10 protein-coding genes are annotated in these 12,351 nt (G+C 62.0%); 5 read left to right on the top strand and 5 right to left on the bottom strand.

The features are described from left to right. Positions 1 to 351: 351 nt before the first annotated feature. Positions 352 to 1,797, top strand: coding sequence for an IS1182 family transposase (locus H4P35_RS22550; protein ID WP_226847081.1), 1,446 nt, complete (start codon positions 352 to 354; stop codon positions 1,795 to 1,797). A 1,218-nt stretch (positions 1,798 to 3,015) separates the two neighbouring features. Here the strand turns inward: H4P35_RS22550 and blaOXA are convergent. Continuing rightward, complete coding sequence (blaOXA, locus tag H4P35_RS22545; RefSeq protein WP_226847080.1) at positions 3,016 to 3,861, bottom strand: class D beta-lactamase; 846 nt, start codon at positions 3,859 to 3,861, stop codon at positions 3,016 to 3,018. Between the two features lie 101 nt (positions 3,862 to 3,962). Here blaOXA and H4P35_RS22540 point away from each other — a divergent pair, with 101 nt between their 5' ends. Continuing rightward, entirely contained in the window at positions 3,963 to 5,564 is a 1,602-nt protein-coding gene (locus tag H4P35_RS22540; protein ID WP_226847079.1) for a hypothetical protein, read from the top strand. 15 nt (positions 5,565 to 5,579) lie between these two features. On the opposite strand, the gene H4P35_RS22535 is transcribed toward H4P35_RS22540, so the two are convergent. After that, positions 5,580 to 6,446, bottom strand: coding sequence for a LysR family transcriptional regulator (locus H4P35_RS22535; protein WP_226847078.1), 867 nt, complete (start codon positions 6,444 to 6,446; stop codon positions 5,580 to 5,582). A 147-nt stretch (positions 6,447 to 6,593) separates the two neighbouring features. Between H4P35_RS22535 and argH the strand changes: the two genes are divergently transcribed. Beyond that, positions 6,594 to 8,105 carry an argininosuccinate lyase gene (argH, locus tag H4P35_RS22530; protein WP_226847077.1) on the top strand — a complete coding sequence of 504 codons (1,512 nt, stop codon included), beginning with the start codon at positions 6,594 to 6,596 and terminating at the stop codon, positions 8,103 to 8,105. A gap of 52 nt (positions 8,106 to 8,157) precedes the next feature. After that, positions 8,158 to 9,123: a tripartite tricarboxylate transporter substrate binding protein gene (locus tag H4P35_RS22525; RefSeq protein WP_226847076.1), complete on the top strand. Its 966-nt coding sequence runs from the start codon at positions 8,158 to 8,160 to the stop codon at positions 9,121 to 9,123. 10 nt (positions 9,124 to 9,133) lie between these two features. Here the strand turns inward: H4P35_RS22525 and H4P35_RS22520 are convergent, their stop codons facing one another. The 3 genes from H4P35_RS22520 to H4P35_RS22510 all read right to left on the bottom strand — a co-directional run bounded on the left by H4P35_RS22520 (position 9,134) and on the right by H4P35_RS22510 (position 11,080). Further along, positions 9,134 to 9,859 carry an anti-sigma factor domain-containing protein gene (locus H4P35_RS22520; RefSeq protein WP_226847075.1) on the bottom strand — a complete coding sequence of 242 codons (726 nt, stop codon included), beginning with the start codon at positions 9,857 to 9,859 and terminating at the stop codon, positions 9,134 to 9,136. Continuing rightward, a complete protein-coding gene (locus H4P35_RS22515) occupies positions 9,856 to 10,425 on the bottom strand; it encodes a sigma-70 family RNA polymerase sigma factor (protein ID WP_226847074.1) in 570 nt (189 codons plus the stop codon). Before H4P35_RS22515 ends, H4P35_RS22520 begins: the two co-directional genes overlap by 4 nt. Positions 10,426 to 10,534: 109 nt before the next feature. Beyond that, positions 10,535 to 11,080, bottom strand: a complete 546-nt coding sequence (locus H4P35_RS22510) for a DUF3455 domain-containing protein (RefSeq protein WP_226847073.1) — start codon at positions 11,078 to 11,080, stop codon at positions 10,535 to 10,537. 252 nt (positions 11,081 to 11,332) lie between these two features. Here H4P35_RS22510 and H4P35_RS22505 point away from each other — a divergent pair, with 252 nt between their 5' ends. Further along, entirely contained in the window at positions 11,333 to 12,286 is a 954-nt protein-coding gene (locus H4P35_RS22505) for a LysR family transcriptional regulator (protein WP_180097845.1), read from the top strand. The last annotated feature ends 65 nt before the right edge of the window (positions 12,287 to 12,351 follow it).

The raw sequence follows: 12,351 nt of genomic DNA, 5'->3' as shown, positions 1-12,351 counted from the left end.
GGGCAAGGCGAATGGACAAGTGGCGAAACTCATTGCCGCCGCAATACGACAGCGTTGATGCCAGAGCACCCTTGTGGCATCGGTCATGTAAGATTCCGTTCGTTGCTGGGGAGCGGTCTTTCGTGGTGGGCGATGAGGGGCTGCCGACGTTCACTGACCCTGCAACATCCGCCAAAGCAAAAGGCCGCACTAGGCGGCCATTGCTTTGGACGCACGGCGGGGCCGCGCCTTCGAATCCGCAAGGCGGCCATCGGTGCGATCCGGCAGCTTTCGACCGAGGCTGTGTGAAAACTCTTTGACGCCGCTACGGTGATCTAGATAGAGTTTGGTATCTCGATCCCGGGAGTCGACATGCCCCGATTCATCGAAGGTCAGGACCGGCAGCAGGTAGCGTTGATCCCGGAATGCCTGGATGACTTCATCGCCGACGACAACCCGGTGCGCATAATCGACGCATTCGTCGACGAGCTCAACCTGGCATTGCTCGGATTTGAGAAGGCGGCGCCAGCAGCTACCGGCCGCCCGTCGTATCACCCGGCCGTGCTGCTGAAGATCTACATCTACGGCTACTTAAATCGGGTCCAGTCCAGTCGTCGACTCGAGCGAGAGTGCCAACGCAACGTCGAACTGATGTGGCTGGTCGGCCGTCTGGCACCAGACTTCAAGACCATCGCCGATTTTCGCCGTGACAATGGCTCGGGCATTCGCAACGTTTGCCGGCGGTTTGTTGCCGTATGCCGAGATCTCAAGCTATTCAGCCAAGCCCTGGTTGCCGTTGATGGAAGCAAGTTCAAGGCAGTCAACATGCGCGACAAGAACTTCACGGCTGCCAAGATAGACAAACGTCAGCAGCAGATTGAGGAGAGTATCCACCGCTATCTGGCGGCGCTCGACACAGCGGACCGGACGCAACCTGTCGAGATCGAGGCCAGGACCAATCGGCTCAATGACAAGATCGAAAGTCTGCGCAAACAAATGCGCACGCTGGATGACGTCAAGGAGAGGCTCAAAGACAGTCCAGACGGTCAGTTGTCGGTGACCGACCCGGATGCCCGCTCGATGGCCACCAGCGGCCGGGGCTCGGGGATGGTCGGCTATAACGTGCAGATGGTTGTCGAAGCCAAGCACCATCTGATCGTCGCGCACGAAGTGACGAACCGAGGACATGACAGGGACTCATTGGCATCGATGACACAAGCCGCGCGGGAGGCGATGGGCAAGAAGCGACTGCGTGCGATTGCCGATCGCGGCTACTACAGCGCGCCTCAGATCAAGGCATGTGCAGAGACAGGTATTGATGCGATCTTGCCCAAACCCACGACTTCCAATGCCAAGGCCGAAGGCCGCTTCGACCGTTCGGACTTCATCTACATCGCGAAGGACGATGAGTACCAGTGCCCTGCGGGCCAGCGCGCCATCCACCGGTTTACGCGGGAGGAGAATGGTCTTCAATTGCGGCGCTACTGGAGCAGTGCCTGCCCACAATGCGCGATGAAGGAGCGATGCACACCTAGCGCGTATCGGCGCATCAGTCGATGGGAGCATGAGCCCGTGCTTGAGGCGGCGCAGCGCCGTCTAGACCGAATGCCAGATGCGATGAAGGTGCGGCGGCGCACGGTGGAACATGTGTTCGGCACGTTCAAGCATTGGATGGGCTATACGCACTTCCTGACTCGTCGCTTGGGCAATGTGAGCACGGAAATGAGCTTGAATGTACTGGCCTATAACCTCAAGCGGGTCATGCAAATCCTGGGCTACCAGCAGACCATGAAAGCGGTGCTGGCGATGGGCGGCTGAGCCCTTCATGTGGCCCATAACGCACCTCAGGCCCTATCCGGGCCGCCCAAACGGCCTTGAGTGAGCCCCGCTTCGACAAATCGAAGTGAAGACCGCCCAAGGTGATGCGGACCAGGCTATTGCGCTGTAGCTGGCAGGACGAAAAGCGTTTCCACACAGCCTCGACCCATTGCAGCCCTGCAATCCGCGTAAGCCTGAGCCTACAGCGTGGTGAAATCGGTCATTCTTAGTCAGCTGCTTCTGACACGCTCCCGAAATGGGCTAGCGCCAAATAAAAAGGCAATCAGTCGGCACGCGGGTCTGCCCCAGTACACTACCTGTCAATTAACTCCAACTTCGCCGCGCGGTATTGGTCATTCCACCAACGCACTAGTTCAATATGCTGCGGGTGAGAAAGCCAGGTCACATTGTCGTCGGCTTGCGGATCTCCCCCGAAAACTAGCGGCTTTATGAACCACCGTACCTTCCCGCCAAGGCCGGGGTCCGACTCAAGTTCCTGAATGGCAGGCGGTTCGAATCGGGAGAGATACTCGGCATCAAGCGGGACAGTAGGAATCGTAAATGTGGTCCCCGACAAGTCTCTGACAATGAAATCCTGCCATCCGCGCAACCCTACAAGCGAAAAGCCGGGCAAAGTCGAATCAAGCTCGCAAGTTTTTGCGAAAGCCTGCGCTTGGTCGAGGGAAAAAAAGACTAGGTAGTCGTCGCCGTACCAACCCTCCTGCATGCATTTCCTCACATCTAAACTAAGTACACCCGGCTACAACCGGGCTTTTCCCGCAATAGTCTGGGGTGCTGCTGCGGCGGCGGAGTTGTCGCGGCGCCGGCTCTATTAAAATTTTGTACTAGCCCATCCGCCAAATAGGCGAGGTAATCGTCGACGCTAAAGGCTTTTCCATGGTTCGATTAACTAGCCGCTGATGGGGATCTTCGTTTCGGGCACTTGGCCGCTGACCATACCGTGTGCCGCATGGCACCCATAGAGGTCACTCAAGAAGCTGCCCATTAATTAATCTTGTATGCAATCGGAAGTGGCTAATTGTCGACGATCTGGATGGCTATGTCGAACGGCTGAAACTGGCCGATTGCGGCCGTTGATTAACGTCCGCATCCGGCCCGGTGGACTCGAAGCCACCTCTGAAGGGAAAACTGGTGAGCCGTGTCCGATGCTCGCTGTCTGGAGACGCCAGACCTCTCAGATTCGGCGGACTGCGCCGATCACTTGGGAGCGACAGTGCCCATCAACCCCAGATCCCCAAACACCGCGCGCACGATCTTCATGCGCGCAGCGGCATCCTGTTTCTTCTTGACGTCCACGTTAAGCGCGAAATAGAAAACCTTGCCCTCGCGCTCCAGGTAGCCCACCAGCCATCCCGTCTGCTGCGCACCAGGTTCGCCAAGTCCGGCCCAACCCGTCTTGCCGCTCAAACGGTAGTCAGGCGTCTCTTCCAGGACAAGGATGTCTTTGGTCATCTGCACGGTCCGCTCGGACAGGCCGAATTGATTGACATAGAACCGGCGCAGGAATTCCACCTGCTCGTTTGCGGAGATTCTGAGCCCACCGGTTAGCCAGAATTTGTCTATACCACCAGAAATGTCTCGATTTCCGTAGTTGAACCGGTCGACATAAGCCTGCATTCGTTCGGCGCCGATGCGTCTGGCGATTTCCTGGTAATACCAGACGGCGGAGTTTTGAAGCGCCGATTCAAGCGTATGGTTTTGCGCCCATGCCGCCGGCCACCATGGCTGGCGAGGGTTGCGCTTGCTGTCCCACTTGATTTCGAAGTCCTTGCCTTTCGCGACGCCTGCTTCCAGCGCGATAAGCGAGTTGGGAATCTTGTAGGTGGATGCGGGCAGATACCGCTTGTCGGCCCTGGCCTCGTCGTAGCGCTGAAATGCGCCGGTCTGTCCGTCAAGCAGGACGAACGTGCCCTCAACTTGTTCCTCACGGAATCTCGCGCCGATATCGACCTGCGGTAATTCGGCGTGCGCGCCGGCGGACGCGAGCAACGTCATCAGCAGCGGAAAGGCGGCTTTGGCAAACCGACGAAATTTCGAATTCATGTTATCTCCGTGATTGTCATGCGGGATGCATGCGGCCGCCAGAATATGCGTGGGGTCCATGAGCGCCAATCAAGGTGCCGTAACGCCTGTAACATGGCGGCATGACTCAGAACATCCAAATCGATTTGGACCGTCCACTGCTTGTGGACGGCAAGCCTGCGCGGTATCAGTCGGTTTGGCTGCTGCTAAGGGTCTGGTACGCGCAGCAGACGGGTGAGGGGGCTGTGCCCGGGTCGTCATTGCAGGCCCGATACCCGGGGAACGCCAACTTGCGCATGTTTGTTTCCCGCGCATTTCGGGATTTCGCGGCGTGGGGCGTGGAGGTGGGGTGGGGAAGCGCCATTGACCTGCCGCCTGCGCTGCTCAATGCGTCACGGCGCAGCCAGGGACCATTCTGGATGACGCAAGCGCAGGCAGATAGGGTGCTGTGCCGTCATGGTGCGGCGCCGGCAAGCCTGGACCTCGTGGCGAACTTTCTCGGACTGAGTGGGCAGGTGCCCCCGCGCGCAGATCTGCTGCAATACGTGACCCAGGAGGGGGATTACTGGAATCACCTGACCCAGGCCATGCGGCTGGCCCGAGATGGCATGGCGACAACGGGCATGAATTGGGCGGCGAGTTATCGGGCCGCCGATCGTACGGCGCTGGACGACTTTCAACGAGCGTTGGCCATACTGAAAGAGAGTCTGGCATGGCGTCGTCACGGTAACGTAAGGCGTAGCGAGGCCGCGTTAAACCGGCTGGGAAAAATTCTCCAGTCGGAGGCCGTCGGTCCATCCATGCCGACCTTGTCGGCAATGGCGTCGGTTGCCACAGCCTGGAATAGCTATGCGCGCGGGGATATCCGGCAATCCCATGCCGGGCTGGACCGTCTGGCGGCAGACCAGTTTCTGGCGCCGGTCATTCGCTATAACCCCCGCGTACGATTTGAGTATCTGAATCTGCGTGCGCTGCTGCACAAAGGCAGCGCGCTTGAAGACAAAAGCGCGGATCGAGTCCTCAGAATGAACGAGGCGGAGAAAGCGATTAGCGCCTTGTCGCAAGCGCTGCAGGCCGCTTACGAGGCGGACTCTGTCGAGGCTGCCCAGGATGTGGCGGCAAACATCGGATGGACGTTGTGGCTGTTCTGGCAGCAGCGATTGCTGGCTGTCATCAACGACCAGGACGTTCATTCGGTACAAGGAACGTCGCTACGCTGGCTGGGGCTGTCGGAATGGATATGCGACCGCTTCGGCGTGGGCGGCAGTTCTGCCTGGAATACGGTATTCGTGCTCCGCATCGCGCGTGGCGGTTGCGACGACAGGAGCGGGGACGTAAAGCGCTTTCAATCGCAATCGCCCCTTCCGGTAGAAAAAATGCTGGAGGCGGTCAAGCCGTTTGAAGCCGCCTTTTCGCGTGCCAAGGGCTACGCGGACTGGTCGAATGTCGCGGCGTTTACGCTTGAGGAAAATGATGCGGGCCGGGTTTTCTATGGGGCTCATCAGGTGGCCAACCTGCTGCTTGAATTTGTGTGGTTTCGCACGCACAGCAAGGGGCTGAGTCGTGAGGTGTTTGCGGCGGTGGAGCGGCTGGCGCACATCGTCCAAGGGTTGGGTCCCGGCCAACGACGCTTTTTCAGGGAAAGCCTCAAGGCATTGCCGGAGCCGCTGCAGATCGCCGCAAAGGATGCGACGGCTTCGCGCAACGGCAAGATGCCGGCGTGATTGGCGTTCGTCGCATTACTCCTCGCGCAGGCACCCCAGAAATGCCGCCGTCAAACTTGACTCGGCCTGTTGCTGCGCGGCAAGGATATAGCGCGAGAACACGATCGTCGGCGAAAACGGCAAGCTGGTGACGCCGGGAATCTTCAAGGTCCGCATCACAAGCGGATTGACCACGCTTACCCCAAGCCCCATCGCCACCATGCGACAGATCGTGGCCGCGTAGGGCGTATCCAGGATGAGCTTGCGGCGATCGGGCGCAAATGCGGCATCGATCGCGGCACGCGTGCCGTCGCCCTGGGTCAGCGAGACAAACGGTTCATCATCAAGGTCGCCGGCATTTACCCGTCGCTTGCGCGCGAGGCGATGCCCATTGGGAACGATGCACACCCCTTCATCCTCCGCCCAGAGATTCACGGCGACCCCGGGCGTATCGGCCAGATATGAGACCAGGCCCACGTCGCAATAGCGCGTTGCGGTCCACTTGGCGACGGTGGGCGAGTCGCCCGTGTGAATCGAGACCGGCACGTCGGGGTAGTGTTGCCGGAACTTGCGCATCACTTCCGGCATGACGCTCATGGCGATGGAAGGCACGGCGCCGATACGCAGCGTGCCGGGGCCCACTTGCCGAATCAGACGCGCAGCATCGGCCAACGCATCCATGCCAAGAAATGCGCGTTGCACTTCCCGGTAGAACGCTTCGGCTTCCGGCGTGGGAATCAGTCCGCCCGGCCGGCGTTCAAACAATCGAAATCCGGTAGCGGTTTCCAGTTGCCCGATGACCCGGCTGATATTGGACTGCGAGGTGTGGAGCTCACCCGCAGCCAGCGTCATGGAACGCGTCAGCATCACCACGCGAAACGTCTCGATGTGCTTGAACTTCATTCGTGAATCCCCCGTATGTGAGTCGCAGCATATCAAAACTGCATGCGTAAGCCGAATACTGTCATTTGACGTAATGTCGGTCGATTTTCATACTCCAGCCATACATCGGATCGGGCGCCTTGCACGGGCAACAGGAGCAGGAAGATCATGGAATCGAAGGTCAGTCGCAGATTGCAGCAAGCCACCGCGCAGGAAGTCTGCGACCACATATATCTGCCGCGGTTGAATCGCGAGTTCGGTAGTGGCTTTGATTACCTCTCGGTTATCAATCAAGCGCATCTGCTGATGCTGTTGCGCGCGGGCCTGATGCCGCGAGAGCCGGCCATCAGCCTGGCCCGCGCGCTGCAGCGAATGGAGCGCGATGGCGCCGCTGCGGTGCCGCTGGACCCGCAGCGGGAGGATGCGTACTTCAATTATGAAGCCCACCTCATGGGCCTGGCGGGATCGGAAGTGGGCGGCCGCCTGCATGTGGCGCGCAGCCGCAATGACATCCTTGCCACGCATGACCGGTTGCGAGCGCGCGACGCGGGCTTGAACGTGCTTGACGCGCTCAATGCCGTGCGAGAGGTCGCGATATCCCGCGCCGAGCAGTATGCCGGCGTGGTCATGCCCGGCTACACCCATCTGCAATCCGCGCAACCCATCACCTACGGCCACTATTTGGCCGCCGCGGCCGATGCCCTCGCCCGCGATGCGGCCCGCATCGAACAGGCGTTGGCGCATATCGATGCCTGCCCGTTGGGCGCTGGCGCGCTGGCGGGAACGACGTTTCCCATCCAGCGCGAAGAGACCGCGCGTCTGCTGGGCTTTTACCGCTGCGTCGACAACTCATTGGATGCCGTGGCGTCGCGGGACTTTGCCTGGGAACTGATGTCGGCGATGACCATCGCCTCGTTGACCTGGGGAAGAATCGCGCAGGACTTCTATGTGTGGGCCACCCCTGAGTTCGGGCTCATCAATTTTCCGGATCGCGTGGCCGGCACGTCCAGCATCATGCCGCAGAAGAAGAACCCGGTGGTGGTCGAGTATCTGAAAGGCAAAACCAGCCACCTGATCGCCCTGTTCACCGCGTCGATGACCGCCGTGAAGGGCACGCACTTCACGCATAGCGGCGATGGCAACAGGGAGAGCATGCGCAGCTTCTGGGAATCGGCCGACGAGTGCGTTCGCTGCCTGGCGCTTTTCCGGCTGGTGCTGGACGCCGCAGAGCCCGTCGAACAGACCATGCTGCGCAGAGCGAAGACCGACTTTTCCACGGCGACCGATCTGGCGGATGCGCTGGTGCGTGAATCGGGGCTGTCGTTCCGGGAAGCGCATCACGCGGTGGGCGCCGTGGTGTACCAAGCCATTGAAGCCAAGCTGTGTGCCGATGAGATTACCGTCGAGATGGTGAACGCCGCGGCGTCGGAACAGACGGGACGCGACATCCATCTTGATGCGGCAACCGTTCAACGTTGTCTGGATCCGCAGGCGAGCGTGCAGGCCCGTTCCGCCTATGGCGGCCCCGCGCCTGCGCAAGTGTCGAAGCGCATTGAAGACCTGCGCCGCGCGCTGGCTGGCTCCCGGTCCCTGGCGGCATCCCGGCGCGAGGCGATTGCCGCGGCAAGGTCCACGTTGAAGAAAGAGATCGCGGTGCTGGCGATGGCACCGCTGGACTAAGGCCGAGTCGGGATCACGGCTTTCCTATTCTTATTACACAAGGGGTTCCACCATGAAGCTTGCCATCACGATTGCCGCCGCCTCGGCGCTGGCATTTTCTTCTGCTGCGATTGCGGATGCCTATCCGACAAAGCCGATTCGGCTGATCATTCCATTCGCCGTGGGCGGCAGCACCGACAACCTGGGCCGCGTGCTGGCGGCGCGCCTGTCGGAGAAGCTTGGCCAGCAAGTGGTGGCCGACAACCGTCCGGGCGCGGGCGGCAACATTGGCACGGACCTCGTCGCCAAAGCGCCCGCCGACGGGTACACGCTGTTGTTCGCCACCGAGGGCACGTTGGGGATCAATCCTTCCCTCTACAAGAAGCTGCCGTTCGACCCGGAGAAGGACTTCACGCCGATCGCGCAATTTGCCAGTGTGCCCAACATCCTGGTCGTCAATCCCAAGGTGCAGGCCAAGACAGTGGAAGAACTTGCGGCCTACGCCAAGAGCAAGCCGGCCAGTCTGAACATGGGCTCGGCTGGCAACGGTACGACCAACCATCTGTCGGGAGAGTTGTTCCAGTCGATGACCGGCACGTCCTTCACGCATGTGCCGTACAAAGGAAGCGGCCCCGCGATGGCGGACTTGTTGGCCGATCAGATCCAGTTGATGTTTGACAATCTGCCCGGCTCGTTGCCGCACGTGAAGGCCGGCAGCCTGCGAGCGTTGGCCGTGACCAGCGCCAAGCGCTCACCCTTGCTGCCGGACGTGCCGACCATGGCCGAGGCGGGGGTGCCCGGCTATGACGTGGAAGTGTGGTTTGGCGTGGCGGCGCCCAAAGGCCTGCCGGCGCAGACGTTGGCCACGCTCTCCAAGGCCATCACCGAGATCTCCCAGGAGCCGGCGACGATAGAGAAAATCCTGAACATTGGCGCCACGCCGCTTACGTCCACGCCCGCTGAGTTCGGCAGCCGGATCCAGGAGGCCCGGATCAAATGGGCGCCGATCGTGGCGCACTCTGGCGCCAAGATCGACTAGGACCCCTTGGCTACATCACCTTCACCGCCCGTCCGATGAACTGGATCGGACCGGTCGGCTTGCCGGTGGGCGAGCCATTAGGCGGTTCCAGCGTCAGTTCAAACAACTGGTTAGCCTCCAGCGGGGGCAGCTTGTCCAGGGGGATGCGGACAGGCTCGCCGGGTTTGATCAGGCCCAGCGACACCGGGCCGGCCCAGCCGTCCGCCTTGGTCCAGAATTCCAGCGCGCGATCGGCCGGCACCTGCATGGCCGCAATCGGCACCAGTTGCACCTCGCGCTGACCCGCGCTGGCCTGCACCACCCAGCCTGGCGTCTGCGATTGGGGCGCTACCAGCACCACCATGTACTGCACGGGACCTGGCGTTTGCGCTGGCCGTAGCGCCAGCGTGCCGGCCAGGACCAATGCGGCGGCCAGGCCGCTGGCGGCTGCGCCGCGCCAGAAGAAGAGGCTATCCCACCAGCCCGGGCGCGTGGGCTGGCCGGCTTGCCGGGCCGCGTGCTGGCGGTCCAGCGTTTTGGCAATGCGTGGCCACAGGCCGGGCGAGGGCTCGATCGGCTCGGTCAGGCTGGTCAGCGGCAGCAGGCGCGCTTCCCAACGGTCGACGGCGGCGCGCAGGTCGGCATCGTGCGGCAGGCGGGCGTTGACTTCCTGACGGCGTGCGCCGGACAAGGTGCCAAGCACGTACTCGCCGGCCAGTTCGTCCAGGTTTTCGGGGGGGACTGTCGGGGCGCTCATGCCAGGCATTCCTTCAGCGCTTTCAGGCTGCGTTTGATCCAGGCTTTGACGGTGCCCAGCGGCGCGCCCAGGCGCTGGGCGATTTCGCTGTGCGACAGGCCGTCCACGTAGGCGTGCAGCACACAGTTGCGGCGCACGGGTTCCAGTTGTTCCAGGCAGGGGCCGATGCGGCCGGCGCTGTCGCGCCAGTCGAAGGCCTCGCGTGTGTCGTGCCAGGCGTCGATCGCTTCGCGTGCATCCAGCGCGGCGGCGGTGTCGTCGTCGACGGCGGTTTCATGGCGGCCGTCTCGCACGGCGTTCAGCGCCAGGTTGCGCGCCACGCTGTAAAGCCAGCCACGCGCCGAGCCGCGGGTGGCGTCGAAGCTGCCGGCCCGGTTCCAGATATTGACGAAGGCATCGTGCACGATGTCTTCAGCGCGGGCGCGGTCACGAACGATGCGCTGGGCGACGCCCAGCAGCCGCGGGCCTTCGTGGCGGTACAGGGCTTCCAGCGCCGAGCGGCGCCCTGCGGCGCACTGCTCGAGGGCTGCTTCGTAATCGAAATCCGGAACAGGTCGGTTTGGCATGCGCGCGGGGGCGGGGGGTGAGGGGCACGGACCGGGCTGGCAAGCCCCGGCAGCGGCGGCGGGTCCGGGCACATGTTACCGGACTCCCGCCGCCTTGGCCCGCCTGGTGTCAGTTCGCCTTCCAGAAGATGTAGTCGGCCTGGTACGACACCTGGCTGCGTTGGCCGGCCTGGGTGCAAGGCTTCTGAGGCGCCACGCCGCCCTTGAGCGCCGTGCGCTGGATGTAAGCGACGCCAGTCATGGCGCCGGCGCCCATGGCGGGATTGGCCTTGACCAGTTGATAGGGCAAATTGCCCGCGCCGGCCGGCGCCACGGCGACCTGCGTGCCGGTCAGCTTGGAGCCGTCCGCGGCCTCCCAGGTGGCGGGCGGGCCGTAATAGGTGCCGACCTGCTTGCCTTGGCGGTCTTTCAGGACCGCCTTCGGACCGGCGAACACCCATTCCATTTGATCCTTGGCGTCGGCCTTGGCGCGGCATTCGTAGGTAATTTCGCCGGTGCCCACGGTTTCCCAGGCCACTTTGTGGCCGGCGGGCACCTGGACGCTGGCGGGCAGGGCGTCTTGCGAGGCGGCCATGGCCGGGGCTTGCAGCATGCCGCAAGCAGCCAGCAGGGCGGCGGTGAAAAGGCCGGTGGCGGGGGTGGGGCGAGTCGTCATGAGCGGTCTCCTGCGCAAAAGGAATTTGCGGATACGGCGCACGGAATGTGCGCCGTTGCAGGTACTACACGCGAGAGACGCGATTGGATGCAGGGCGGCGGAAATTTTTTACGGCGGGCTTGGGGCTTTGCATCCGGATCGGACTGCGCGACAGCCCCACCGCTGAAAACCGACCACTGCCGCGGCCTTGCACTTTCCCTCGACGCCGTTCAAAGTTCGGGCAGCACGCCGACCCTTCAAGAAACTTGAATCATGACTCCACGCCAGCTCCGTTATTTCCTGGAAATTGCCCGTAGCGGCAGTCTGTCGCTGGCGTCGGGCGCGCTGCGTATCGCGCAACCCGCGCTTAGCCAGCACGTTGCCGTGCTGGAAGCGGAATTGGGCGTAGTGTTGTTCGAGCGGCATGCCAAGGGTGTCACGCTGACGGCGGAGGGCAAGCGGTTGCAGCAACGGGCAGCATCCATCCTGGATCAGCTCGAATCGCTGAAGACGGACGTATTGGGCGCGGCCGAGAGTCCACGGGGACCGGTGCGCGTATGCCTGGCGCGGTCGTTGGCGCAGGCGGTGGCCGCGCCCTTGATACGGCACGTGGAACAGGAGTATCCCGACATACGGCTATTGCTGTCATCGGCGCTTTCCAGCCAGGTGCGCGCAGCGCTGCAGACCAGGCAACTGGATGTCGCGCTTATGCCAAATGCGTTCGAACTGCCCGGCTTGTATTGCAAACCGGTCTACGAGGAAGGGTTTTCGCTATTCGGCCTGGAAGCGCTGTTCGATCGGCCCGGAAAGACGATCGCATTTTCCGCGATCGGGTCGCGACCGCTGGTGGCGCCGGACCGCGACCACGATCTGCGTCGGCTGATTGAACGCACGGCAGTCGATCTGGACTGCCCGCTGAACGTGAAGTACGAAATCAATGATCCTGAATTGAATTTTGCGCTCGTGCGGGGGGGAGTGGCTTTCGCCATTCTGCCCGACAGCGCAGGTCTGGAATTGGGGGTGGCCGCCCAGGCCATGGGAGAACGGCGTCTGGTGCGGCCTCCCATAACGCGGACGCAATCCATTGTGCGCGTGGCGCAAAGCGCGGCTGGCAGCGCGGTGCTGGCCGTGGAGCAGGCACTGGAAGTCGTGCTGCGCACCTTGGTGCAACGCGGCGTGCTGCGCGGAAAATTCATATATGAAAAAACTTATATAAAGCGCAGATAAATAATATTTGTCTTCACGTCTGGCGCAGCCGTACGCTACCTCCAGAATGGCGCCAACAGAGACGC

Source organism: Achromobacter sp. 77 (assembly GCF_020541125.1).
GTDB classification, from domain to species: Bacteria; Pseudomonadota; Gammaproteobacteria; order Burkholderiales; family Burkholderiaceae_B; genus Achromobacter; species Achromobacter mucicolens.
This window is presented reverse-complemented; position numbering and strand designations above follow the sequence as displayed.